Consider the following 24,126-nt stretch of genomic DNA (forward strand, 5'->3'; position numbering starts at 1 on the left):
CCTACCCCCAGATTCGCTTAATTTCATCCTTGAAGGCACGGGCTGCTGCTGCAGGATTTGCTGCTTCGGTGATACCGCGACCGGCGATAAAAGTAAAGACATCTACTCCTTCAAAGAGTTTTAAGGTATCGACATTGAGACCGCCGGTGACAGATACACGAAAGCCCATATCAATCAATTTTTTCACCTTATTAAGGTCTTTTTCTCCCCACGTTTCACCGGCAAGAAGTGCGTCGCGTGATTGGTGATAAATCGCTTGTGAAATACCGGCATCCAGCCATTGCTGTGCTTGTTCATAAGTCCAGTCACCGTAGAGTTCGATCTGAATTTCACCGCGGTCTCCGCGGACTTCTTCGATAGCCTTGCGGGCTGCTTCCATGGTTGGAATCGTTGCGCAACAGATACAGGTCATCCAGTCAGCACCACGAACAGCGTTATTTTTGGCGACTGTGCCGCCAGCATCGGCACATTTGGTATCAGCTACAATAATTTTATCGGGAAAAAGATTGCGGAGCACTTCAACCAATTCGCTACCGACTTGGAGAAGACAAACCGTCCCTGCTTCAATTACATCGACTTCTTGGCCAACTGAGACAGCGGCTGTGATAGCACCTTGTAAATCAGAATGATCAAGGGCTACTTGTAAATTTGGAAGTTGTTTTGTCATAATTATTTTCCTTTCATAAAAAATCTTTATCGCTCAATCTCATTTTTAGGCCATTACCATGGCCCTATTTTCTGTCTGGATTCTTTGTTGCTTTCCATCTTTCCACGCTTAAGGAAGAACCGCTATTAAAGCTACTCCTGCCTTTCTTACTAACTTCACAAGTAAACAATTATCGCGTTTACTTGTGAAGTGTCGCGGGTTAAATTAGTCCACAGGACACCTCGCTTTTCGATCTCTTGGCTTAACGAAGGGGCACGGAAGTCGCTATTAGGGCGAACTTCCTACCTTCCTTACTAACTTCACAAGTAAACGATTATCGCGTTTACTTGTGCCGTGTCGCGGGTTAAATTAGTCCACAGGACGCCTCGCTTTCCGGTTTCTTGGCTCGGGTTAAATTAGTCCACAGGACTAATTTAATTATCCAGGTCCATTCCTTCTAGGTAAGGGCTGTTCTTGGATTCTTCAACCATATCCAAGACTTCTTCTGCTGACTGGCAATCAAGAAGCCGCTGAATGGCATTGTCCAGTTCAAAGAGGGCAATAATTTGGGGGATAGCAACAGTTGTATGGATGGCTGCTGACTTAGCGGCCAAGGTCAAAAGAACAGATACTTCTTTACCATCTGAAAAAGTCACTGGTTTTGTTAATGTAATTAAGGAAAATGAATCCTTATTGACTCCAACACCAGCTTGGGCGTGAGGCATAGCCATACCAGGCATTAGGATATAGTAGGGGCCGTACTCTTCCGTTGATTGAATAATGGCATCGTAATAATCTTCTGTCACCGCTCCACTGTCAATCAAAGGCTCTACAGCCTTATGAACCGCTTCTTGCCAGGTTTCTGCTGTCAGTCCTAAGCGAATGGAGTTATTTTCCTTAAACGATTGTGCTAAATTCATAGAATAATCTCCTTCTTTTAAATAAGGGAGTGAGCATCGTCTGAATTTCACTCCCCCTTATCTACTACAAAACAGCTTCTAGTTTTGTCTTGATTTCGTTATCATCCATGAGGTTGTCAAGACCAATCAGATGTCCCTTAGTGCGCCCATCCAATTCATGGATCAGATGGTTAGAAGCAACGACAATATCATAGCCGGAAGCCAAGCCCTTAGCTTCACCAACTGAGCAGGAGGCCGATTCAATATCTGTAACACCGAGTTGGCGCAGAGCATTTTCCACTTTCATTTTAATGACCATTGAAGAACCCATACCGTTTCCGCATGCTGTAAGTACTTTTACCATAATATTTTCTCCTATTCTAATTTCTAAAAGGTTAAGTCATAATTATTGCGCTTAGTCTTCAACTGAAACATCACCGCGATAGTAGGCTTCTTTATCTTTAGCTTTGGTAAATTGAATTTGCGGGATAGCCAAGAGGAAGATAGCCACGATAGCATAGCCAATGATTCCAGCGTATTTGAAGAGGTAAGCAAAGGGTACCCAAGGAATAGCGAAGTCAATATTACCGTGGTAACCACCGAAGTTTGCTAGACCTAGAAGGGCAACGGCTAAAGCACCAACCGCTACTTGCAAAATACCAGAGATGAAGGACAAAATGACAGCTGCTTTCCAACCGCCCCGTTTATCTGCATAAACAGCGATGGCCGCATTATCGAAGAATACTGGAACGAAACCAGTGATGATAAGGACAGGATTCTTGAAGACAATTAAGAGAACAATCGTAATCAACTGACCAATCAAACCTGTTGCAAAACCGAAGAGGACGGCACTGGCTGAGCCAAATCCGAACGAAGCCGCAACATCAACCGCAGGGAAGGAACCAGGCAAGAGTTTATTGGAAATACCTTGGAAGGCATTCGTTAATTCACCAACGAACATCCGAACACCTTGCATCAAGACAAAGAGATAAACTGAGAAGGTGAAGGCTGTTTGAATCACATACATAAAGAAGGATTGCTTGGTTGGATCATAAAGCGTACCGGTGGTAATGACATCCTTGTTAGCCATGATATCTGGACCAAGAATAGCTAGAATCGCACCGAAAAAGATTAACATCAAAGTTGCAGAAGCAACTACTGTATCGTGGAAGATATTCAAGAAAGCTGGTAATTTGAGATTGTCCAAATTATCTTCTTTTTTACCAAGTTTTGGTGCAATCTTATCGGTAAACCAGATAGCAAATTGTTGTTGGTGACCGATAGCAAAGCCACCGCCACCAGTTAGACGTTGAGTCGGCTCAACCGTCATATTTGAACTGACCGCCCAATAAAGACCGCAGATAAGACCAACGGCTACAGTTCCCCAAACTTGATTTCGGAAGGCCGGAATCAAGAGGATAACCATCAAGGTTACGGTTGCTGCCTGTTGAACCATGATGTGACCGGTAATAAAGAGGGTCCTAATCTTGGTAATCTTACGAAAGGCCACCAAGAAAATATTGAAGAAGAAACCAATCAAGAGGGCTGTCGTTGCCGTCCCAATAAACTTTGGAAATTCTTGGGCAATTTTTTCATTGGCAGCTGTTAAGCCGAAATAAGGGTCAATGACAGCGGCACCAATCTTAAACTTATAGTTGAGGGCTGCCAGAATGGGCCGGAAGGTTGTAACCAGACCACCAGAACCAACGTCCAGAATCATGTAACCAACGGTTGCCTTGATGAAACCTGCAAATACATCGTGCAGAGGCTTTTTGAGTAGCCAGTAGCCAATCAGTACCAAAAGGCCCACAAAGAAGGCTGGTTTCTGCAAGATATTTTGCGAGAACCAATTCAGAATATAAAGTAGTATATCCATAATCCTACTCCTTTACTTAAAGATTTTTGTTTTCCTATGCCTTCATTCTAACAATGTAAGCGCTTTTACAAAAGACCAAGACTCACACACTTAAGTGTTCAAAAATGTGCCCAATACTTCTAAGCTACAGCCAGTTTGGCTAGTCAGTCCCCCTTTTTGAGGTTACAAATAAGACTATCTCCAACAGTCAGCTGTGGCCTTCCAATAAACCCTTGCGTCCAGCAAATGCTGTATTGCATAAAAAAGAGAGTGGGAGCAATCCAAAAATTGAAAATTTTGGTCCCTATTCCCACTCCCTTGTTCTGCGATTATAAGTCGCTATTGCCGACCAGAGCCAAAGACCCACTGAATCGGCTTCCTCTCACACCAGTTTCTTTTGTTTAACGTTTCTTATTATCAGACTTGTACAGAAAAAGGCATTACCCGCTCCATGTCCAGAAAAGGGACACCAGCTGATAATGCCTGTATTGAATGGTTCCATTCCGTCCTAAAGTCTGAAACCTTCTATCTCCATAACTGGAGAAACTTAACCAAAGATAGTATAACAGATATTGTCAAAACATACATCACATTTTATAATGAAACCAGAATTCAACAGAGATGAAACGACCAGTCTCCTGTAGATTACAGAAAACTGGTCGCCTAAAAAGTGTTTTTCTACCGTCCCATCATTGGGAGTCAGTACCGCTCGCCCTGTACTTTTTATACTTCAAAATTAGGTTTTGATAATTGGATTTCCCTCAGCATCTAAATTCGGTTTCCAAACATGCAAAATACCTGCAATAACCAAAGCTCCAATCAGCATATCTACAACATACCAAAGAGCACCTTTTGTTACACCGCCAATGGCAACAATACCACCGAAAGCAACGATAGATTCAACACCATGCAGCATACCAAGCACCCCTGCTACAGCTGTACCAATAACAATGGAGACGATAACACGTTTGAAATCTTTGGCAGCAAAAGGAATGGCGCCTTCTGTAATACCCGCACTTGAGAGAAACAGGGCAGAAATGCCGAATTGCTTTTCAGCTTCTGTGTACTTTTGTCTTGAAATAACCAAAGACGAGAGAGCCAAGCCTAATGGCGGAACAGCACAGCATAGCCTAAACGCTCCATTAGGCCCGTTGATTCCTTCTGCCATTAGAGCCAACGTAAAGGCTGTAGCTGCTTTACTGCAGGGACCGCCCATATCCAAAGCAGCTAAAACACCGATACCGATTCCAAGAGCTGCTGCACCAAAGCCATTTAAACTACTAAGTACACTAACCATAAGCTTGACAAAAGCATCTAGTGGATAAATCAAGATATAAACATATCCTATTCCGACAATCAAGGTTGCTATCAACGGTACAATCATCGTTGGCATAACAGCTTGAATCACTTGAGGTACCTTCCAAGTCTTAATCCATTTAACAAGATAGCCAATCACTACCCCAAGCAGCATAGCTCCCAAAAATCCGGTTGATAATTTATCAGCTCCTATGGGATTATTAGCCACATATCCTAGAATAAAACCTGGTGCCAAAGCCGGTTTTCCAGCAATAGCATAGGCAATATAGGCGCATAAGACTGGAACCATCATAGCAAAGCCTGCTTGCCCCATATCATAGAGTGTTTTAAAAAACTGATTGGACGGTGTAATTTGCCCGTGTTCAATTTTTCCGGTCATCAAGGTAAAAGAGAAAAGCATACCGCCAACTATGATAACCGGTAGAAAATAAGAAATCCCAGTATTAAACGCTTTAAACAAGGTATTTCCTAGATCTTTCAGCCCTTTACTTTGTTTGCTGGTCGTCAGTTTTTCTGCGTCATCAATAACACCCGTAATATTTTTAATGGCTTTTGAAGGATCAACCTCAATACATTTCCCCGCAGCTTTTTGCTTATCAAAACGCTCTTCTCCTTTAATACCAATAGCGATAGCTAAAACAACTGCATCTGCTTCATTAATCTCTTTTTCAGTTAATTCATTATCAATGCCCATTCCTCCTTGCGTTTCAACTTTACAGTCAATGCCTCGTTTGCGGCATTCTTGCTCAATAGCTTCTTGAGCCATATAGGTATGGGCAATACCTGCTGTACAGGCACATACTGCTACTAATTTCATCAGGACAACCTCTCTTCTATTTGCTGTAATAGGCGGTAGACGCTATCTTCATTTTCTGCATGAAGAAGCTGATTGCGATAATCCTCTCTCATCAAGCTCTTACTTAGTTCTGAAATGATTTTCAAATGCTGCTTGGAACCCTTATCTTTTGGAACACCAATCATGAAGATATGAGAAACCTCTTCACTATCCTCACTCCAAATCAAGGGCTCCTTTAATTTGCGGTAAATAACAAAAGGTTCCTTGACACCTTCTGATACGGCATGAGGAATAGCAATACCAAAACCAATATAAGTAGGTACAGCATCTTCTCTTTCCTTGACATCCTGAATATAGATATCTGCATTATCAATATGTTTATTAGGAAGATACCCTGTTGACTCAATTACCTGATACTTATTTTGATAAGTTTCTTGAGAAAAATTTACTAAATGCCTTTCAAACATAATATCTGCCTCCTTACTAGCAAATCCATTAAAACACGCTAAAGAAAAAATGAAAAGACAGTCTTTTTCAAGAAAAAAGCGGAAAATACTAACTCATGCTTTCTACAATTTTGATAATAAGTTCTTTAAAATCCGTAAACGTCCCAGCCTTAATAATTTGATTGACATAAGCTTTGCTGCTAATAATTCTGCTGAGAATCTTATATAGATCCTGCATATTTTCATCACCATTTTCCTTCATAGACAATAAAAATATGAGCTGAACATCTTCTTCGTCCCAAAGGATTTTTTTATCTAAAATGCCAACGGCAATAAAACTTTGCTGACCTATAGGGTTTATAGGGTGCGGTATAGCCACGCCGTTGCCAAAGGCAGTATGTCCAATGTTTTCTCTATCTAATACTGACTGATAAAAACCATCCGGCAGGGAAATTTGCCGATCTATAGTCTCGCATAAACGGCTTAAAACAGTTGTTTTTTGCTGACATGCTGAAATTTTAAAAAATAAATTTGGTTTAAAATAATGAATAAACTGATGTCCATGAACATTTTTTAACTTTTGACTAACTTGTTCAACTTCTTCTTCTGCCAATAAACTGTTAATCTCAATAATAGGAATCGGAATTTTTTGTGTGATCACCTCGGTACTTAAAACATAATCAATCTGTTTAAAACTGACCTTATCCAGCTGAAACAAATTGATGGTGCCGACAATAGTCAACTGATTTCCAAAATGTTTTTGAACCTGATAGACTAGTAATTCCGAATTAGCCCGGCCTTCTCCGCAAACAATTAGAACCTTCTCCTTTTTCTTAGTTCGTTTTTTCTCCAGAGCGACATTAAAGTGCAGAGCAATATAGGCAATTTCATCTAATGTTATTTTTTTATGGTACTTCTCTTCCAGCTTTTCACAGGCGATTGTTGCCATGTTATAAGCCAAAGTATAGTGATGCCTGATCTCATCCATCATAGGATTATATGACGATAAATCATGAAGTATCCTGACTTGAAAAGAAACTAGGTGAAGTGACAGCAAAGTAATTAATTCTAAATCATATCTAAAATCAATTTTAAAGACAAGATTAACCTGCTCAAGCATTGTTAATACCATTTTATAAATATCATCACTAACGACAGTATTAGCGGTCAGCGAGTCAAGGCTAATAATTTTTTTACTGGACAGATGTAAAAGCAGATAGTAGATCTCACTCTGTGGAAACTGGACATTATATACAGTCTCCAAATCATCAACAATGGCTAAGGCCATGTCAAGATCTGCACTTTGTGCAACTTCTTTTTTGGCACTGTCTATCAGTTCTATCACTCTTCCAGACTGAAGTCTCTTAAGAGCAATATAAATATGGATGGCTAAATTATTAATCGAAAAATCAGAAATCCCAAATCTATATTTATCGGCCTGTCTTTGAATAATTCTTTTAATTATTTCTAAACTATCATTTTGTTTGCCAAATTGAACAGAATCCTCCATTTTTGAACGTGCCAAACAAAGGCGCAGCTGTTGCTCATTGCCGATGACTTTCAATCCTTGATTGGCACGATAGTCAAGGTAAATACCATAATTCTGCAATCTTTTTCTGACTTTTTTTAAGTCATTTTTAACAGTGGAGCGGCTGACGAAAAAAATATCACACAAATCTTCTATTTTTACCGCATCTGCTGCCATTAACAAATATTCCAACAGCTGCTGTACTCGGTTATCTTCACTGACTAAATCTTGATTTTTTAACCTATTAAGGAAATAAGAATAGGCTTCTTCATCCATAATTTGCAGAATAAATCCCTTTCTTGACTTAGCAAGAATGACTGCTCCATATTTTTTTAAATCCTTATTCAGCCAGGCGATGTCGTTTCGAACAGTTCTACTGCTGACTCCTAACTTGGCAGCTAAACTTTCTGCTGTCGTAAACTCATCTTGGGATAATAATTGTAAAATAGTTTGCCATCGTTTCATACAGACCACCTCTGTCTTTATTTTAAAAGAAAAGTGGCGTTCTTAACAGTCAAATTTCTTCCACAATAATCTGTTAAAAGGTTGTTCATTTCTCATAAAAAGCAGGTGGATAGAGTTTCAATGTCATTTCAGTTAAGAGACTCTATTTCGTTTTAAGAATAGAATCCTTTTTTCTGTGCTAAACTGAGGTCAAAGGGGATGGTTATAATGTTAACTACAATCAAAAACAGCCTGTCGGACAGTATTCAAACCATTAGTGATCAACGCCATCAATTTGTCTCTTATCCTGAAAAGACCTTTACTCGCAACAGAGACTTAACTGAATGACATTGGACAAAAGTGCTCAGACCATCAAAAAAGCAGAGTTCCTTTTGATGAGGTGCTCTGCTTTTTACTTCTGAGTTCTTCTTGTGAGGTATTTTCGGAGGTTGTTGGCCATAAGGACCAATCCTATATCAATCGCCACCAGTCTTTTACCTCTCAGGTTACATCTCTTGTATCCCAAACAAGCCTTGATCTGACCAAAGACAGGTTCCACATCAACCTTGCGTTTGGAAAAGATGCGTAGGCCTTCTTTAGAAAAAAACACTTGACTTTCTTTTTGCTTTAAGGTTTGATACCACTCATTGATATAAAGGCCCTTTTGTGGATCTAAATCAGGTTGTTCTGCTTGATAAACCTTGATTTCCTGCTCAAAACCTGTCGCTGTTTTGCGGGTTGGAAAGCCAGCCAGCAATGGGGCATTGGGGCTAAAACACCTAATGAACTGTCTCATCCTCTTGCTCCCAAGCACTGATCCAAGAGTTTTGCCCAGTCCCATCATTGCTATTCTTATCCTATAAAATAGAAGAAAGGCTGGTCTAACTTTTGAGGGGCAGTGCACTTCTGTACGGTGGCTTTTTATTTTTCCTGCCAAAGGGAGCGCTTCTTGAGTTTTTTTTCATAAAAACTACCCTCAACAAAATTCTGTAAGGTCACCAGCAAGGTTTCCAAATCATAATCTTTTGCCAATAACTCAGTATCAAACTGAGCTTTTTTCTGTTTGATTGGTTCAATCAACGCCTTACCCTTATCAGTTAAAGAGAGAAGGCGGCTTCGTTTATCGGCCTGATTGGCTTGTGCAACCACTAGATCCTTTTTAATTAGAGACTGAACCAAGCGACTGGGACTCTTCTCTTCACAAATTAGTAAATCACCTAAATCCTTTAAGGATAAGGGAGCATGCTTGTCCAAAACTAGCAGAACTTCGCTCTGATTGAGGGTGATCCCCAAGGGAGCTAACAAATGGGTCATTCTGCGACTAGCTAAATTTTCAGCACTTCTAAATAAGGAACGAATTGTTTCACCATTTACAGTCATCTCAAAAACTCCTCGACAAGATTACTATCATCAGATAGCCTTTTTCTGGTTGACAATTAAATTTTGAACAGTTAAACTAATCATAACTAGATGATATATCATTAAATATTTCTGTTCTAAATCTCATAGCTACTATTATCCAGAAAGGTTGCCTATTATGCAAGAATTACGACTTCTCGGCCACTCAAATCTTTATTTATCCCCTCTGGGTTTAGGAACCTGGCAGTTTAGTAATAAGGATAAAGATAGAACCTGGTGGCATAAAATAGATGATCAAGCCGTCTACGATATCATTAAAGTGAGCCTTGAAGGAGGCATCAACTGGTTAGATACAGCGGAAGCTTACGGAAGAGGGAATTCTGAAAAATTTATTGGCCGAAATTTACAACGCTTAAAGTCTGAGGGGGCTTTATCAGAAACAGTCTATATTGCTGATAAGTGGTTCCCGCTCTTGCGCTCAGCCAAAACTATTTCTGAGACTATTGCAACTCGACTGGATTATTTGCAAAGGGATGCTATTGATCTTTATCAAATTCATCAGCCAACCTCCCTATCCAGCCTCTACCGCCAGCTGAAAGAATTGGCTAAACTTCATCATCAGGGCCTCATCAAAGCCATCGGAGTCAGCAACTTTACCGCCCGTCAGATGGAAAAAGCCGATGATATTTTAAAAAAATTTGACCTGCGTCTATCTTCCAATCAGGTTAAATTCAATCTTTTACACCGCAAACCTGAAAAAAATGGCGTGCTTGAGTTGGCCAAAGAACGGGGAATCTCTCTCATTGCCTACTCCCCCCTTCAACAGGGTGTCTTGACAGGGCGTTTTCACGATAATCCTGACAGTATTCAGACCCTATCAAAAGTTCGGCGGGTAAATTCTGGACTGAATCAGAAAAATCTCGTTAGAACACAGCCTTTGATTGATCTTCTCAAGCGACTGGGGCTAAAATATGGCAAGTCTCCCGCTCAAATTGCGCTTAACTGGCTGATTATGGCACACGGCGATACTGTTTTTGCCATCCCTGGAGCCAGCAGTCGTTTTCAAGCTAGAAGTAATCTGGAAGCTCAACATTTTCAACTTAGCCAAGAAGATCTTGACCAGTTAAGTCACTGGCAAGAGTTATAAAGTTATCAAACTCAGCCTGTGCTGTCCTGCTGCTCAACCGTTGAATTACATTAGACTAAAAAATACCAGCTAGATGACTGAGCCTCAATTTAGCTGGTATTTTTGTTGGGAAAAGGTAACTATTGTAGAGTAGAGGATTTTCATATTAATTTCGTTCAAAGGTAACTAGTCTATCTTCCAATCATCAAGTTGGTTGGAAGATTAGAATACTCCCATGACATTTTTTACTGATAGACATCCATGTAGAATTCAATTTTGTCACCATTTTTAACTTTGGTTTGATCAGCTCCTGTTTTGGACAAGTCGCCATTAACCTTGAAGAACCAGTACTTTTTAGCCGATTCGTCTTGTTTAACACCGTTTATGCTGGTAATCAGGCCAGCTTTCTCTTCAATTTTAGCCTTGCTTTTTAAAACATCTGCAACCGTAGCCCCCTTTTTAAAACTGACCGTTTCCTTGGTTGTTTTATTGTCAGTTTTGATCACTAAAGTAACGGTTTGCTTTTCAGTATCTGCTTTTTTGTCAGCCGTTTTTGAAGCTTGGCTATGGCCACAGGCAACCAACAGAAGCAAAGATAGGACTAAAGCGAGACTAGTCAATAATTTTTTCATGGGAAAATCTCCTAAAGATAGATAAAATTAAGGGATAAAAGAGAGCCGTAGAAGCTGCGTGAACTAGATCAAAAGATAGACCAGCTAAAATATAAGCCAAGGCTGGTGTTTTAAACATAATAGCAGAACTGGCATCTAAAAGAACCCCGTAAAGAATGGAAAGACCTGCTGCTGTAGCAATCTGCATGGTTAAAGAAAGGTTAGGAGTAAGCCTTTTAAAAAGCTTCCCAAGCCAGAACCAAAGCAGGCAAATCAGGGCAAAGGCAAGTACTTGGCGAAAGACTATTTCTCCGAAGCCCAACAGAAAGCCTGTCAGAAGCATGGTTAAACTCGAAAGGATTAGGCCATCCACCATGCCGTACTTCATCGTTACAACGAGAAAAATCGCCGTGATGGGCTGAACATTAGGGAGCCCTGAAAATGCTTCCCTTAAAACAATACAGAGGGCCGTCAACAAAGCCAGCCTTGTCAAACGTTTCAGACTTATTTCCATGCTTATAAGTCTATGCTAGAAAGGCAAGACTGTCAAGCCAGTCAAACTAAGGAAACATTAAAGAGAAACCAGCAGAACACTTTTTTTGCTTCTTAAGTAACTTTGGGCTAAGATAAAAACCTGAACGATCATTTAAAAGGAGAGCACATACGCATATATGAAGAAAAAAATGACTTTAGTCCTGCTGCTTCTGGGTATTTTGATTCTAAGTTTTTGGGGCTGGCAGGCTTGGCACAGACAAGAAGCTGATAAAAAATTTGTTCAAGAAGCTGTTCCGACACTCTTTTTCCACGGAGGCGGCTCTTCTTATCATGCTGAGAAACACATGGTCAGAGCTGTTAAGAGAGCTGGTGCTTCCAAAAAAGCTATCATTGCCTTTGTTGATAAGAAAGGGAAGGTACGTCTACAGGGAAAACTCAAGAAATCCGATAAAAATCCGCTGATCATGGTTAACTTTGACGACAGTACCAATGCTAACTTTAATGAGCGAGGGCGTTATGCTAGCAATGTTGTCAAGGCTTTACAAAAGGTTTATACCTTCAAAAAAGTCAACATGGTTGGTCACTCTGCTGGCAATATCGCTGTCGTTTATTATATGCTCCAAAACGGACAAGATAAGTCCATGCCCCAAGTTCAAAAATATGTAGCCATAGCCGGCCATTTCGCTGGTCTAAATTTCCAAGGGGTACCTGAAGCTATTAGGCAACCCAAGGGCTTAAAACTTGATAAAAACGGCAAGCCTAATAAGATGAATGCCAGTTATCAAGAAATGACCGAGTTAAGAGAGACCTATCCCCAAGGGCAAACTGCTATTATTAATCTGATCGGCGATATTGGTGGTCAGACTGATGGAACAGTGCCAAATGTCTCTTCTCTGTCGCTCAAGTATTTGGTCTCACCTTTTGCCAAATCCTATCAGGAACAGACCTTCACTGGTAAGCTGGCTCGCCACTCCAAACTTCACTCTAATCCTCGCGTTGATAAAGTGTTGATAGAATTTCTCTGGGGAAAATAGGAAACCCCCACTCTATAACCTAAAAATGTTCTTGAATTTCTAAAAATTCAAGTCTGCTAGTTGCTTCATGAAAGCCTTTTCGATAAGATAGATTTGTAAGCTTTACAATTTTATTAGAAAAGGGAGAGAAATTTTGTGAAGAAAAAAATTACTGTAATCAGTTTGGCTCTACTTGCCATAAGTTTGGGGATTTTTGGCTGGCGGATCTGGCAGAGACAGGAAGCCAGCAAGATGCTAGTCCATGAACCCATTCCAACCCTCTTTTTTCACGGGGGCTTTAGTTCCTATCATGCCGAGGAACACATGGTCAATGCCGCCAAGAATGCTGGCGTGACCGATAATGTTGCCATTGCTTTTGTTGACAAAAAAGGCAAGGTCACTCTCAAAGGAAGACTCAAAAAGAATGTAAAAAATCCCATTGTCATGGTCAACTTTGAAAAACATTTCAGCACTGTATTTGAAATGCGCGGGCAGTATGCGACTAATGTCGTTAAAAAACTGCAAAAGGTCTATCAGTTTAAGCAAGTCAATATGGTTGGTCATTCTTTTGGGAATATCGCCGTTCTCCACTATATGTTGCAAAATGGTCAAAACAAGGCTCTGCCGCGGGTCCATAAATATGTTGGAATTGCTGGGCATTATGCTGGACTCAGCTTTGATAATCGTCAGCTCCCAGATGCTATCAGGCTTCCCCAAGGGCTAACGGTTGATGCGCAGGGCAAGCCAAATAAAATAAATGCTAGCTATCGCGAATTGACCAAGTTAAGGGAGACTTATCCCAAGAGTCAGGTACAAATCCTTAATTTAATGGGAGATATCGGTGATCATTCAGATGGACGGGTCCCAAATGCAGCGACTCAATCGCTCAGATATCTGGTTTCACCCTTTGCCAAATCTTATGAGGAAAGAACCTTTACAGGTCCAAAGGCCAGCCATTCTAAACTCCACAACAACCCAGAAGTTGATAAGGTCTTAATTGATTTTCTCTGGGGCGCATAAAGCTAACCAAACCGGTTAGGTTGCTAATAGTCAAATCTACGAAAAAGAAGAGTGGGAACAACCCGAAAAATTAAAAATTTTGGGTTGTTCCCACTTCTTAATTTATAGTTTCTCTTCCACTGTTTTTCGACTTCTTTTCAACATAGGAAAACTCCCCTTATCGTTTCTAGTGAATTTTGTTTTTTCACTGTCCACCATAAGGGAGTATATCATTTTCACCCAGCCTTTTCTTTTATGCAACCATACAAAATGGGACATCATTGACCACACCCTGCGGTACTTCTGCGATACATACTCAAATTCGGCTAAACGGTGCGAAGGTGGATGAAATGCTCCAGTGGAGTTTGGCAGCTTTTGGAATAGACTGCTCAAAGCTTACCGCCTTAAAATGGGAGAGTGAGAGCAAAGCCATCATGGCTGTCTGTCTTACTCTCAAACATTCTGTGGCTCTAGCTTGATTTTATTTAAGTATAAGCCATTAACCCCAGATCTTCTCAGTAATACTTGCAATCAATTGGAGTTTCTTCCATTGGTCAGCCTCTGTCAGCTTATTGCCTTCTTCTGTTGAGGCAAAGCCACATTGAGTTGAAAGTCCCAGATTTTCCAGCGGCACCAGTTGGGCAGCTTCTTTGATGCGATTAGTGACTTGGCCTACGTCTTCTAAAGCAGGATCTTTAGACGTTATCAATCCAAGTACAATTTCAACGCCTTTGCGATTATTCCAAATATCAGTAAGGGGAGCAAAGCTGCCACTTCTGGCATCATCATATTCTAGGAAAAAAATATCGTAATTGAGCTGACCCAGATAGCTGGCTACGGAGTCATAGCCACCCTCAAAGAGATAGGTCGATTTAAAATTCCCTCGGCAGATATGAGTTGCCAGAGTCAAATCATTCGGCAAGTCGGCTAAGGCTTTATTAATCGTGTAGACATCATCTTGAGCAATGGCTTGTAATCGGGCAGTTTCTTCTGGATTATCTTTATTGTCCTCGAACTGTTGAATCAGATAGCCCCAAGTTGTATCATCCAATTGAACGTAACGAGCCCCCAAATCATAGAAGTGCTGAATAGTGTCATGGTAAGCTTGAGCCAGATCATCCAAAAAGTCCTTCCAAGAGTCATAATACTCTAAAGCCAAGTCTGACCGATGGTCCCGATTGATAACCAAAGAAGGACTAGGAATAGTAATCTTAGGGATGACACCTTCAGGAGTAATAGAACTGAGGTAGCTGAAATCACGGTAGAAAGGATGGGCCTTGTTCTCAGCGATTTTTCCGACGATGCGGACATTGGTGGTCCGAGTCTTTGCCCCGTGGAATTTATAAGAATCTTCCTGCTGGTAAGACTCAAAGCCGGTTAGGTTCCAGAGGAAATCCAAGTGCCACCAAGAGCGACCAAATTCACCATCAGAAACGACCTTGAGACCGCTCTCTACTTGGTGTCTGACCAAATCTGCGACGAGTTTATCCTGAGTTTCTAATAAGGCCTCTCGATTAATGTTTCCAGCTGCATACTGCTCACGCGCTACCTTTAGTTCAGCTGGTCGCAAATAAGACCCGACATGGTCAAAATGATATTGAATCTTAGTCATAAGCTTATCCTCCGAAGTTCTTTTCTCAATATGCCTCTATTCTAGCACCAGTCCTTATAGCTGTAAAATATATATTTTCTATGCTTAACTATAATTGATAACTATATGAATAATATTCCTATTTTGCTTTATCCATTAATTAGAGAAACTCTTAACACTATCGTGAATACTATTATCACTAATTATTACAATTTAGTGATAATTTTCAGAGACTATCGTTTGAAGGTTAAAGATCTGTTATACTTAAAAGCAGTGGCGTGAAAAAGAAAGAGATTGCGATGGCTTATCCTTTACAAAAACTACTAAGGCTTTGCGTATTTAAAAAGGGAAACCTCATCGCTAAGCAGACTTAAAAAGGGAAGGCAAATAGGACAAAATTTTAGGTTAAATTTTCCTTTTTTCCTCTCGGAGAATGCCTTAGTTTAGGCTGTTCACTTTGATTTTTTTAGATATTTACGTTAAAATAAAGCATAATGAGAAAAAGAATAAAACCGATGGTCGTTTATGTCTTTTTGGGGTTGATTGGACTGCTGTTAAGCCTTGCTGCTGTAGTTGTTTCCAATGCTCGCAGCAGCAGTTTGCAGCTGGCTAAAAAAAATATCCCACAGACTACTGCTTATTCTAGCAGCTCCAAGACATCTACGTCATCTTCGACACAAGAAGATTTAAAATTAAATCCAATTGTCGATATCTCAGGTTGGCAACTGCCTAAGCAGATTGATTATGATACCTTATCCAAAAATATTTCTGGAGCTATCGTCCGTGTCTACGGAGGATCAAAAATTTCTAAGGATAGTAATGCTGCTCATTCCTCTGGTATTGATAAATCTTTTAAAACCCATATCAAAGAATTTCAAAAGCGAGACATTCCTGTCGCTGTTTACAGTTATGCACTCGGCTCTTCTGAAAAAGAGATGCGTGAAGAAGCCAGAACTTTCTACAAACATGCAGCTCCCTACAAACCAACTTACTATTGGATTGATGTAGAAGAAGATACTATGAAAAACATGAGTAAAGGTGTTGAAGCCTTTCGGGCTGAGTTAAAACGCTTAGGAGCTGAGCATGTCGGAATCTATATCGGTACCTACTTCATGACCGAGCAGGAAATCTCTGTTAAGAAGTTTGATGCTGTCTGGTTGCCAACCTATGGCTCTGACTCAGGTTATTATGAGGCTCAGCCTCAGACAGACGTTGATTATGATCTTCACCAATATACTTCCCGCGGTTCCCTGCCTGGTTTTGATGATATTTTAGATCTTAATCAGATTAATCCTAACAAGGATTCCGTTCAAGTCTTTAAAAAGCTTTTTGGACAAGAGCCTAAACAAAAATAAGAATAGCCACTAAAGTTTGGCGACTCAAGAGAGTCCCAAGCTTTTTTATTTGAACGTCTGTTCCTACTTAGTTATTTTGTCTTAGACAGAGTCTCTATTCTAATTTCTTCTAATATGCTATAATAATCCTTGAAAATACTGTTATAGAGGAAAAAATGGCTAAGAAAAAGAAGCTAAAAAAGACCTTGGTCGATCAAATCTTAGACAAGGCCAAAATTGCACATGATTCCCTGAATTTTAATGGTCTAGATGGACAATTGCCAGAAGGGATTGAACGGTCAGACATCTTTAAAACCCTAGCCTTAGTTGGCGATAAAACTGGACCAGTGATCGGAATTGTGCCGATTACCGAGCACCTTTCGGAAAAGAAACTCGCTAAAGTCTCCGGTAACAAAAAGGTTTCTATGATCCCCCAAAAGGACTTGGAGAAGACAACCGGTTATATCCATGGAGCCAATAATCCTGTCGGTATCCGGCAAAAGCATAAATTCCCTATTTATATAGACCAAGTTGCCCTAGAGATGGGCCAGATGATTGTCTCTGCCGGTGAGCTTAAACGCTCCATTCGGATTGACAGCCAGACTCTGGCCGACTTTGTCGCTGCCGAATTTGCAGATATCAAAGAATAACTCTATCATTACCGAGGGATTTAATTGATTGCTTCGGATGCTTGCCCCGCTCCCATTAGCTTTTCCCCTCTGTTTTCATTGTAAAAAGCTATTAAGATAGGAAGTGCTAATATGCGTTTATATTTTGTTAGACATGGTAAAACCCAGTGGAATCTGGAAGGACGCTTTCAAGGATCTCGTGGGGATTCTCCCTTACTTGAGCAATCTATTCAAGATTTAAGAGAATTGGGCCGTTACCTATCTACTATTCATTTCGATAAGTTTTATTCAAGCGATCTCAGGCGGGCTCGCGAGACGGCTAGGATTATTAATAATGAAAATCAGAAGCCAACTGAAATTATCCCTAGCCAAGCGTTGCGAGAATGGAATTTGGGACGCTTGGAAGGTCAGAAAATTTCAACCATTGCAGCTATCTATCCTAAACAGATGGCTGCTTTCCGCCATAATTTAGCTAAATTTGATAATACCTTTTTTGAAGCAGAATCAGTCTATCAAGCTACCCGACGGGTTGCCAGTTTTATCGCAAAGCTTGACTATCAGCATGACCGAAATGTCCTCCTCGTCGGTCATGGTGCCTGCTTTACCGCAGCCATCAATTACCTATTAGGTTTTGAGTCGGGTCAGTTACGCGAACATGGGGGACTCGACAACGGCAGCGTGACTATCCTTGACAGCGATGATGGCAAGCGTTTTAACCTCATTCGCTGGAATGATACTTCCTACTTGAATGGCCAGCAAAAATTGTCTTAGGGATATAGATAAATAAGGTTGGGGCTTTTGCCTCAGCCTTATCTATTTGAAAGGCGTAAAAGGTCAAAATGACTGCTAAGCAAGTAATCATGAATGATTTTATGCCTCGATTGTCTTCCTAGTTATTTTTCGACTAGTGGAATAGCAAAAGAGTTTTAACCTTGATTGCCAATACTTTTTGGAAGAACTTTTTAATCCCTCAGACTTTCTTAAGCCTATGGCTCAGGTTATAGAGCCGTTCAGCAGGAAAGCATTTTTCTCTTATTTTCGCTGAATAAATCAATGTTTTATTGGTATCGTAAATCATTCTTTGTATATTTATCACAAAATGCTATCATACTTAATAAAAATAGTTAAATCTCTTGGCTAGGACTATCGTCTTCACAACGATTGGCCCCAGAATTAAAAAGCAACAGATTATTTTTTTACAAATAACTGCTGCCTTTTTAAAACTTTTAATCACTTCTACAGCCACTATTGGAAAAACGCAGATCTGAACAGGAATCAGCATTTTCAGCCATTTGCATAAGGACTGTGATGCAGGTGCTGGAAGGTCGAATGATCGCATTCAACAGCCGATTCCACAATATGATAAGACTGAAAAAGGTGATGAACTTGGTCTTTTAATAGTTGCTCATTACAATCAGGCGCAACCAACAAATGAATCATGGCGATATTTTTTCGACCATCTAAAGACCACAGATTAAATTGATTGATAGCTTGAACCCACTCTAAAGCTAAAATTTCTTTTTCTAACTGCTGAATATCACAGTTAGCAGGAGTGTGTTCTAAGAACACTGATAGATTTCTAATAAACTTAGGCAGAGCTCGACTTAAAATAAAGAGAGCAATAGCCACAGATAGCAGTGGATCAAGAATATACCAATTGGCAACCCTCAAAATCAAGGAAACGACAATGACTGCCAACCAGCCCAAGATATCTTCAAGAAAATGCAAGCTTAAAATGGACTCATGCTCAGATTCTTCCCCATTTAAAACACGACTGGCCAGAATATTGACAGCAATAGCAATCAGACCGAGGATTAGCATCCCATTGTAGTTAACCGGCTCAGGATGCATTACCTTTTGAACATTTTCAAATAAAACCAAGGTAGAGCCAATAATAAGAATAACGGCAGTCATCAATGCTCCAAGAAGACTAAAACGCCAATAACCTAGTGTGTATCGATAGTCACTCCTTCGCTTGGATAATTGCTCAAAATAATAAGATAAACCAATAGCCAAAGCATCTCCAAAATCATGAACAGAGTCCGCTAAAATAGCACTGGAATTGAAAATACTGCCAAAAATCATTTCAACAATTGCAAAAATAAAATTGGACATGAAAGCAATAAAAATTCGACTCGTAGACTGCTTAGTCACATTATGGTCATGATGGTGGTGTTTATGCACTTTCACAGTACCTCCTTTCGAGTTATTAAGCTGTATTGACGACTAAAGCCGCTAAGCCAAAGGCAAGCAGTCACTAAATGGGACAATAGCGTAAATACCGCAAAGTCATGATGGGCTTGTCTTCCATACTTAGTCTGCATTGCCCATCCCCCTTTCTTCTGCTGACCTTGGTAGACTGTATTATGTTACTCAAGCATCAAATAGAATGTTGTTTTTGGGACATCATTAACTATTTCAAATTTTATGAATTAAGTTTTAAGGCTTTTTTGTATACGATTTTCATGAGTTTAGTATCCCACTTTTTGTTACCAAACAAGCCTTGTTAATGTTTAAGATCTAAATCTAAAAAATTTATAGTTATCACTTCAGCTATAGTAAAGTCACAAAACTGAAACTTTATAATTCTAGACATTATCCTCTACCCACTGATGGAGCTCTTTTAAGTCATAATGTGATTGTATTTGACTATACACTTGGCCAAGAGTTATAGAAGTTAAGGTGGACACTAAAGTATTTTCAATACTTTCTAAAGAATCTGTAACAGCACACTTTTGTGCGTTCTGTCCTTCTTCTTCTCCTAGAAACTTTTTCAGCAGTTGTTGGCTCGCAAAAATTTTTCCCCTACCTTCCACAGCTACAAAAACATCATAAAATGTTATCTCTTCCAATGACTTAGCTAATGAAAAGCCGCCATATTTTCCTGGTACAGAAATAATCAATCCTTCATTAACAAGACATTTTATGATCTTCTTTAAGTAAGAATGCGATACATCAAGACGCTCACTCAAAGCTATCGAATTCATGCTTTTATTTTGTGGTAGCTGGGCCAGAATTAATAAAACATAAACTGATTGTTCCCATCCGGATGATAATTTCATGTTGACATTCTCCAATCAAAGTTTTATAATCCATATTAGAGACAAAAGATATCTCCAATATGGTTTTACTATTTAAATTATATCCCATTCTACGCATAATGTAAAGGTCTCTGAAAGGAAGGTTATTATATGACCAATAAATCTGAACCTAAGCAGTTGTTTATTACTAGTATTGTTTTAACAACTATATTTATGGGATCATCTTTTCCTACTGGTAAATACCTCATTTCAAGTGATTTAGCTCCACCATTCTTTATAGGTGGCTGGCGTTTTATAATAGCTGGCGTACTCATGCTTGCATGGACATTCTTGTTACAGGATTGGCGCTCTATTATTCCAACAAGTAAAGGAAATACCATGAAAGGTAGCATTCTTGTTACTGCTATTGGCTTGTTACAAACAACTGGGACTATGGGATTTTTAAATCTTGCCATGGCAAAGGGACTATCGTCTTCCGTGTCTTCTATCATCTTGTTTACAAATCCTTTATGGTTAGCTGTTCTTGCACATTTTTTATTGCATGAAAAGCTTACTCGTTGGAAAATATTTTCTCTTATTTTGGGTCTCATGGGGGTAATAATTTGTTTAGGAATTGATAAATCCGCCACAGGTATAGGAGCATGGATTGCTTTACTTGGCTCATTTTGCTGGGCTGTCAATACCGTTATTACTAAGCTCGTACCATTTGATCAAGGACCGTGGGTATTTACGGGATGGCAACTTCTAATTGGCGGCTTAGGGATGCTTATTATTTCATTTTTGAGACATGAGACTTATCATTTAACGCAATTAAGCTTTGTGGGATGGCTATGTTTTATTTGGCTTATACTTCCTGCTTCTGTTGGTTCATTTGGCCTTTGGTTTTTCAGCTTAAAAAGAGGAAAAGCAACTATTGCCAGCAGTTTTCTATTCTTAGTTCCTGTTTTTTCGACATTTTTTTCAATAGTAGGCTTACATGATAAATTTACTCTTGATTTAATCATTGGAGGACTTTTCGTCGTAATCTCTCTTGTCCTAATAAATAAAAATGATTGGAGGTGACCATCATGTCAAAAGTAGAAAGTTTTACTTTAGATCACACTAAGGTTCTAGCACCTTACGTTAGAAAGATTGATACCCAGCATGGAGATAATGGTGATGCCATTACTAATTTTGATATACGTTTTGTCCAGCCTAATAAAGGAGCCATTCCTACTGGAGGAATCCATACTATCGAGCACTCGCTAGCAAGTCTTATTCGCGATAGGATTGATGGCGTTATTGACTTTTCTCCTTTTGGTTGTCGAACAGGATTTCATTTGATTATATGGCATGAGCATTCTTCAGATGAAATTGCTAGAGTCATAAAAGACTCGTTAAAAGAGTTAGTTCGTGATGATTTTAGTTGGGAAAATGTCCCTGGTATTTCTGATAAGGAATGCGGAAATTATAAAGATCATTCATTATTTTCAGCGAAGGAATGGGCAAAGCAAATATTATCGCAAGGAATTTCGTCAGAACCCTTTATTCGTAAAATTGTTTAATAAAAATAATCTGGAGGTTAAATAAAATGGTTGTAAAAGTTGGTATTAATGGTTTTGGGCGTATTGGACGTTTAGCACTACGACGGGCTCAAAACATCGAAAATGTTAAAGTTGTTCACATCAATGATTTAACTGATCCAGCAATGCTAGCACACCTATTGAAATATGATAGTACACAAGGGCGGTTTGAAGGATCCGTTGACGTGGAAAAAGACGGTTTACTCGTTAACAAAGAATTTATAAAAGTTACACAAGAGCCTGATCCCGAAAAGATTGACTGGGCCTCATCTGGTGTTGATATTGTTCTCGAAGCGACTGGTTTCTTTACTACACGTGAAAAGGCCGAGAAGCATCTCCACGCTAATGGAGGAGCTAAAAAAGTCATCATTACTGCTCCAGGTGGTAATGATGTTAAGACAATTGTTTACAATGTTAATCACGAAACGTTGACTGGTGAGGAAACTGTCATCTCCCCCGGATCCTGTACAACAAACTGTTTGGCACCAATGGCAGATACCTTGAATAAAGCATTCGGTATTATTGTTGGTACCATGACAACAATACATAGTTATACGGGGGATCAAATGACCTTAGACGGTCCTCATCGTAAAGGTGATTTGCGCCGTGCACGTGCTGCTGCAATTAACACTGTCCCTACCTCTTCAGGAGCTGCAAAAGCTATCGGACTGGTTATCCCTGAACTGGATGGGCGATTAAAAGGGCATGCCCAACGAGTAGCAACACCGACAGGATCTCTGACTGAACTTATCAGTGTTGTCAAATGTCCAGTCACAGTTGATGAGGTTAATGCTGCTATGAAGGCTGCAGAAACTGAAAGTTTTTCTTATAATGATGAACAAATTGTATCTACAGATATTATTGGAGATACTCATGGTTCCATTTTTGATGCTACACAGACTGAAGTTACTACTGATGGCAATACTTACCTAGTTAAAACGGTAGCATGGTACGATAATGAAATGAGCTTTACCGCTCAACTTATACGGACCTTGGAATATTTCGCAAAGCTTGCAAAATAAGGTTAGGAGTTTTTAATGGATGTTGGTAATAACATTAAAATTATAGCTGGACAACAATGGAATTTTAATAACGGAGTGGCCAAACATTTTGATAAGCATGTTAAACTGTCAGTTCCTCTGTACGAAGAGGGACATGAATTAATTTGCTACTTAAGCGATTTTTTCTTAAAAGATAATGCTATTTGTTATGAAATTGGAAGTTCGACAGGGACACTGATAAATAAGCTCTACATGCGACATCATCCTAAACACAATATACGTTTTATTGGTATTGAACCAGTTCAAGAAATGGTTGATTTAGCTAAGGAGAAAAATAATAATATTGAATTTTTAGTTGAAAATATTGAAGATACTAAGTTAGAGCCTTCAAATTTAATTATTGGATATTATTTCTTACAATTTATTCCTATTATCGAACGTGGTGCGGTTATTCAAAAAATTTATGATTCATTATTACCTGGTGGAGGATTTATAATTTTTGAAAAAGAATTATCAATTGATCCTAAAATTAATAAACTAATCTCCTCATGCTATATGAAATTTAAAGCAGCACATGGTTTTTCAGCAGAGGAAATTCTTTCAAAACAGTTGAGTTTAGAAGGAATGATGGTGACGAATACTCATTCTGAAAATACTAGACTATTGTCACATGCAGGCTTTTCACACATTGCTACTATTATGAGATATGGAGAATTTAATGGCTACCTATGTTTCAAATATTGATAAATGGGAAAATTTACATCAAAAATCAGCAAATAAGTTCACAAGAACTCAACCTAATGATACTATTAAGAAAATTCTCTCTCTAAAAAATAAGGTCAGAACTTACAGTGACTACACTCGTACCCTTGAAATAGGTTGTGGATTTGGTAGAAATTTATCCTATCTTATAAATCATAAATTTTCTTCTTATTATTCAGGAATTGATTTAACAAAAGTAGCTATCCAAAAGAGTTCCGAAACATTGTCGACAGCAGTAAAAAATGGCATAGTAGATTTAAAACTAGGAAATGTTGGACATCAAATTAATTATCCTGATAATTATTTCGACTACGTTTTTGATATCATGTCAGCTATTACTTTTATTGTAGATGAAAAAGAGCGTAAGCAATACTTTTCAGAAATCACTAGAGTTTTGAAACCTGGTGGAGCTTACTTTTTCTTAGCTGCAAGAAAAGAAGGTAAATTTATGGATGCTTACCCAGATGAAGCGCTATTAGAAGAAGGATATATTAGACGAAAAATAGATTCTATGTTAGAGCGCGTCTACACTTCGGAAGAGCTTGCCACTCTTTTAAGTCCTTTAAAAAAAATACATCTAGAAATATCGTCTGAACATACCCGAGCTTTTGGTGATGAAAAATTTATCCGTGACGAAGGATTTTGGTTTGGTTATTTTAAAAAATAGCTTAT

At 39.2% G+C, this 24,126-nt stretch carries 24 protein-coding genes and 2 pseudogenes; 12 read left to right on the forward strand and 14 right to left on the reverse strand.

The genetic code is table 11. The features are described 5' to 3' along the window. Position 1: 1 nt before the first annotated feature. The 4 genes from G7Y32_RS05030 to ulaA form a co-directional block, all read right to left on the reverse strand. Positions 2-667: a 3-keto-L-gulonate-6-phosphate decarboxylase UlaD gene (locus tag G7Y32_RS05030; RefSeq protein WP_165211521.1), complete on the reverse strand. Its 666-nt coding sequence runs from the start codon at positions 665-667 to the stop codon at positions 2-4. A gap of 413 nt (positions 668-1,080) precedes the next feature. Further along, on the reverse strand, positions 1,081-1,566 hold the full coding sequence (locus G7Y32_RS05035) for a PTS sugar transporter subunit IIA (protein ID WP_165211524.1): 486 nt from the start codon (positions 1,564-1,566) through the stop codon (positions 1,081-1,083). Positions 1,567-1,630: 64 nt separating this feature from the next. Then, positions 1,631-1,909 carry a PTS sugar transporter subunit IIB gene (locus G7Y32_RS05040; RefSeq protein WP_004230108.1) on the reverse strand — a complete coding sequence of 93 codons (279 nt, stop codon included), beginning with the start codon at positions 1,907-1,909 and terminating at the stop codon, positions 1,631-1,633. Between the two features lie 51 nt (positions 1,910-1,960). Further along, positions 1,961-3,421, reverse strand: coding sequence for a PTS ascorbate transporter subunit IIC (ulaA, locus tag G7Y32_RS05045; RefSeq protein ID WP_165211527.1), 1,461 nt, complete (start codon positions 3,419-3,421; stop codon positions 1,961-1,963). Between the two features lie 388 nt (positions 3,422-3,809). Between ulaA and G7Y32_RS10370 the strand changes: the two are divergent. Next, a pseudogene (locus tag G7Y32_RS10370) lies at positions 3,810-4,025 on the forward strand (IS3 family transposase); the annotation flags it as partial. A gap of 111 nt (positions 4,026-4,136) precedes the next feature. On the opposite strand, the gene G7Y32_RS05050 reads toward G7Y32_RS10370, so the two are convergent. From G7Y32_RS05050 to G7Y32_RS05070, 5 genes and pseudogenes are all read right to left on the reverse strand, one after another. Further along, positions 4,137-5,534 (reverse strand): fructose-specific PTS transporter subunit EIIC, encoded by a 1,398-nt coding sequence (locus G7Y32_RS05050; RefSeq protein WP_165211530.1) that lies wholly within the window; start codon positions 5,532-5,534, stop codon positions 4,137-4,139. After that, on the reverse strand, positions 5,534-5,980 hold the full coding sequence (locus G7Y32_RS05055; protein WP_165211533.1) for a PTS sugar transporter subunit IIA: 447 nt from the start codon (positions 5,978-5,980) through the stop codon (positions 5,534-5,536). The genes G7Y32_RS05050 and G7Y32_RS05055 overlap by 1 nt, the downstream gene beginning before the upstream one ends. A gap of 88 nt (positions 5,981-6,068) precedes the next feature. Next, positions 6,069-7,952 (reverse strand): BglG family transcription antiterminator, encoded by a 1,884-nt coding sequence (locus G7Y32_RS05060; protein WP_165211536.1) that lies wholly within the window; start codon positions 7,950-7,952, stop codon positions 6,069-6,071. Positions 7,953-8,343: 391 nt separating this feature from the next. Further along, a pseudogene (locus G7Y32_RS10550) lies at positions 8,344-8,664 on the reverse strand (transposase); the annotation flags it as partial. A gap of 188 nt (positions 8,665-8,852) precedes the next feature. Continuing rightward, entirely contained in the window at positions 8,853-9,311 is a 459-nt protein-coding gene (locus G7Y32_RS05070; protein WP_165211539.1) for a MarR family winged helix-turn-helix transcriptional regulator, read from the reverse strand. A gap of 157 nt (positions 9,312-9,468) precedes the next feature. Here G7Y32_RS05070 and G7Y32_RS05075 point away from each other — a divergent pair, with 157 nt between their 5' ends. After that, entirely contained in the window at positions 9,469-10,437 is a 969-nt protein-coding gene (locus G7Y32_RS05075; RefSeq protein WP_165211542.1) for an aldo/keto reductase, read from the forward strand. 224 nt (positions 10,438-10,661) lie between these two features. On the opposite strand, the gene G7Y32_RS05080 is transcribed toward G7Y32_RS05075, so the two are convergent. After that, the gene (locus G7Y32_RS05080; protein WP_165211545.1) at positions 10,662-11,048 is read right to left on the reverse strand and encodes a DUF4430 domain-containing protein; all 387 of its coding nucleotides are present in this window, start codon (positions 11,046-11,048) and stop codon (positions 10,662-10,664) included. Beyond that, positions 11,029-11,541, reverse strand: coding sequence for an ECF transporter S component (locus G7Y32_RS05085; protein WP_165211548.1), 513 nt, complete (start codon positions 11,539-11,541; stop codon positions 11,029-11,031). The genes G7Y32_RS05080 and G7Y32_RS05085 overlap by 20 nt, the downstream gene beginning before the upstream one ends. Positions 11,542-11,698: 157 nt before the next feature. On the opposite strand from G7Y32_RS05085, the gene G7Y32_RS05090 reads away from it, so the two are divergent. Next, entirely contained in the window at positions 11,699-12,556 is an 858-nt protein-coding gene (locus G7Y32_RS05090; RefSeq protein ID WP_165211551.1) for an alpha/beta hydrolase, read from the forward strand. Positions 12,557-12,691: 135 nt separating this feature from the next. Continuing rightward, complete coding sequence (locus G7Y32_RS05095) at positions 12,692-13,555, forward strand: alpha/beta hydrolase (RefSeq protein ID WP_165211554.1); 864 nt, start codon at positions 12,692-12,694, stop codon at positions 13,553-13,555. A gap of 478 nt (positions 13,556-14,033) precedes the next feature. On the opposite strand, the gene G7Y32_RS05100 is transcribed toward G7Y32_RS05095, so the two are convergent. Then, the gene (locus G7Y32_RS05100; RefSeq protein WP_165211557.1) at positions 14,034-15,146 is read right to left on the reverse strand and encodes a vitamin B12 independent methionine synthase; all 1,113 of its coding nucleotides are present in this window, start codon (positions 15,144-15,146) and stop codon (positions 14,034-14,036) included. Positions 15,147-15,619: 473 nt separating this feature from the next. On the opposite strand from G7Y32_RS05100, the gene G7Y32_RS05105 reads away from it, so the two are divergent. From G7Y32_RS05105 to G7Y32_RS05115, 3 genes are all read left to right on the forward strand, one after another. Next, complete coding sequence (locus tag G7Y32_RS05105; protein WP_165211560.1) at positions 15,620-16,480, forward strand: glycoside hydrolase family 25 protein; 861 nt, start codon at positions 15,620-15,622, stop codon at positions 16,478-16,480. A 155-nt stretch (positions 16,481-16,635) separates the two neighbouring features. Beyond that, positions 16,636-17,109, forward strand: coding sequence for an aminoacyl-tRNA deacylase (locus tag G7Y32_RS05110; protein ID WP_165211563.1), 474 nt, complete (start codon positions 16,636-16,638; stop codon positions 17,107-17,109). A gap of 111 nt (positions 17,110-17,220) precedes the next feature. Next, complete coding sequence (locus G7Y32_RS05115; RefSeq protein ID WP_165211566.1) at positions 17,221-17,859, forward strand: histidine phosphatase family protein; 639 nt, start codon at positions 17,221-17,223, stop codon at positions 17,857-17,859. Between the two features lie 513 nt (positions 17,860-18,372). Here G7Y32_RS05115 and G7Y32_RS05120 read toward each other — a convergent pair. Both G7Y32_RS05120 and G7Y32_RS05125 read right to left on the reverse strand, forming a co-directional pair. Beyond that, positions 18,373-19,278: a cation diffusion facilitator family transporter gene (locus G7Y32_RS05120; RefSeq protein WP_165211570.1), complete on the reverse strand. Its 906-nt coding sequence runs from the start codon at positions 19,276-19,278 to the stop codon at positions 18,373-18,375. Between the two features lie 398 nt (positions 19,279-19,676). Then, positions 19,677-20,150, reverse strand: coding sequence for an RrF2 family transcriptional regulator (locus G7Y32_RS05125; protein WP_165211573.1), 474 nt, complete (start codon positions 20,148-20,150; stop codon positions 19,677-19,679). Between the two features lie 129 nt (positions 20,151-20,279). On the opposite strand from G7Y32_RS05125, the gene G7Y32_RS05130 reads away from it, so the two are divergent. Genes G7Y32_RS05130 through G7Y32_RS05150 form a run of 5 tightly spaced genes read left to right on the forward strand, consistent with a single transcriptional unit; the run spans position 20,280 to position 24,121 of the window. Further along, positions 20,280-21,191 (forward strand): DMT family transporter, encoded by a 912-nt coding sequence (locus tag G7Y32_RS05130; protein WP_165211576.1) that lies wholly within the window; start codon positions 20,280-20,282, stop codon positions 21,189-21,191. A gap of 5 nt (positions 21,192-21,196) precedes the next feature. Next, entirely contained in the window at positions 21,197-21,673 is a 477-nt protein-coding gene (locus G7Y32_RS05135) for an S-ribosylhomocysteine lyase (protein WP_165211579.1), read from the forward strand. Positions 21,674-21,699: 26 nt separating this feature from the next. Then, positions 21,700-22,713, forward strand: coding sequence for a type I glyceraldehyde-3-phosphate dehydrogenase (gene gap / locus G7Y32_RS05140; protein ID WP_165211582.1), 1,014 nt, complete (start codon positions 21,700-21,702; stop codon positions 22,711-22,713). Positions 22,714-22,728: 15 nt separating this feature from the next. Next, on the forward strand, positions 22,729-23,436 hold the full coding sequence (locus tag G7Y32_RS05145) for a methyltransferase domain-containing protein (RefSeq protein ID WP_165211585.1): 708 nt from the start codon (positions 22,729-22,731) through the stop codon (positions 23,434-23,436). Beyond that, complete coding sequence (locus tag G7Y32_RS05150) at positions 23,411-24,121, forward strand: class I SAM-dependent methyltransferase (protein WP_165211588.1); 711 nt, start codon at positions 23,411-23,413, stop codon at positions 24,119-24,121. Before G7Y32_RS05145 ends, G7Y32_RS05150 begins: the two co-directional genes overlap by 26 nt. Positions 24,122-24,126: the final 5 nt, after the last annotated feature.

This window comes from Streptococcus tangpeifui (assembly GCF_011038795.1).
Classification (GTDB): Bacteria; Bacillota; Bacilli; order Lactobacillales; family Streptococcaceae; genus Streptococcus; species Streptococcus tangpeifui.

Excerpts from the sequence above, each read along its gene's own strand:
- G7Y32_RS05125 (WP_165211573.1), bottom strand. The coding sequence starts at position 20,150 with ATGAAATTATCATCCGGATGGGAACAATCAGTTTATGTTTTATTAATT.
- G7Y32_RS05050 (WP_165211530.1), bottom strand. The coding sequence starts at position 5,534 with ATGAAATTAGTAGCAGTATGTGCCTGTACAGCAGGTATTGCCCATACC.
- G7Y32_RS05130 (WP_165211576.1), top strand. The coding sequence starts at position 20,280 with ATGACCAATAAATCTGAACCTAAGCAGTTGTTTATTACTAGTATTGTT.
- G7Y32_RS05150 (WP_165211588.1), top strand. The coding sequence starts at position 23,411 with ATGGCTACCTATGTTTCAAATATTGATAAATGGGAAAATTTACATCAA.
- G7Y32_RS05100 (WP_165211557.1), bottom strand. The coding sequence starts at position 15,146 with ATGACTAAGATTCAATATCATTTTGACCATGTCGGGTCTTATTTGCGA.
- G7Y32_RS05040 (WP_004230108.1), bottom strand. The coding sequence starts at position 1,909 with ATGGTAAAAGTACTTACAGCATGCGGAAACGGTATGGGTTCTTCAATG.
- G7Y32_RS05145 (WP_165211585.1), top strand. The coding sequence starts at position 22,729 with ATGGATGTTGGTAATAACATTAAAATTATAGCTGGACAACAATGGAAT.
- G7Y32_RS05030 (WP_165211521.1), bottom strand. The coding sequence starts at position 667 with ATGACAAAACAACTTCCAAATTTACAAGTAGCCCTTGATCATTCTGAT.
- G7Y32_RS05060 (WP_165211536.1), bottom strand. The coding sequence starts at position 7,952 with ATGAAACGATGGCAAACTATTTTACAATTATTATCCCAAGATGAGTTT.
- G7Y32_RS05090 (WP_165211551.1), top strand. The coding sequence starts at position 11,699 with ATGAAGAAAAAAATGACTTTAGTCCTGCTGCTTCTGGGTATTTTGATT.
- G7Y32_RS05070 (WP_165211539.1), bottom strand. The coding sequence starts at position 9,311 with ATGACTGTAAATGGTGAAACAATTCGTTCCTTATTTAGAAGTGCTGAA.
- G7Y32_RS05080 (WP_165211545.1), bottom strand. The coding sequence starts at position 11,048 with ATGAAAAAATTATTGACTAGTCTCGCTTTAGTCCTATCTTTGCTTCTG.
- G7Y32_RS05135 (WP_165211579.1), top strand. The coding sequence starts at position 21,197 with ATGTCAAAAGTAGAAAGTTTTACTTTAGATCACACTAAGGTTCTAGCA.
- G7Y32_RS05110 (WP_165211563.1), top strand. The coding sequence starts at position 16,636 with ATGGCTAAGAAAAAGAAGCTAAAAAAGACCTTGGTCGATCAAATCTTA.
- G7Y32_RS05115 (WP_165211566.1), top strand. The coding sequence starts at position 17,221 with ATGCGTTTATATTTTGTTAGACATGGTAAAACCCAGTGGAATCTGGAA.
- G7Y32_RS05035 (WP_165211524.1), bottom strand. The coding sequence starts at position 1,566 with ATGAATTTAGCACAATCGTTTAAGGAAAATAACTCCATTCGCTTAGGA.
- gap (WP_165211582.1), top strand. The coding sequence starts at position 21,700 with ATGGTTGTAAAAGTTGGTATTAATGGTTTTGGGCGTATTGGACGTTTA.
- ulaA (WP_165211527.1), bottom strand. The coding sequence starts at position 3,421 with ATGGATATACTACTTTATATTCTGAATTGGTTCTCGCAAAATATCTTG.
- G7Y32_RS05075 (WP_165211542.1), top strand. The coding sequence starts at position 9,469 with ATGCAAGAATTACGACTTCTCGGCCACTCAAATCTTTATTTATCCCCT.
- G7Y32_RS05105 (WP_165211560.1), top strand. The coding sequence starts at position 15,620 with ATGAGAAAAAGAATAAAACCGATGGTCGTTTATGTCTTTTTGGGGTTG.
- G7Y32_RS05085 (WP_165211548.1), bottom strand. The coding sequence starts at position 11,541 with ATGGAAATAAGTCTGAAACGTTTGACAAGGCTGGCTTTGTTGACGGCC.
- G7Y32_RS05055 (WP_165211533.1), bottom strand. The coding sequence starts at position 5,980 with ATGTTTGAAAGGCATTTAGTAAATTTTTCTCAAGAAACTTATCAAAAT.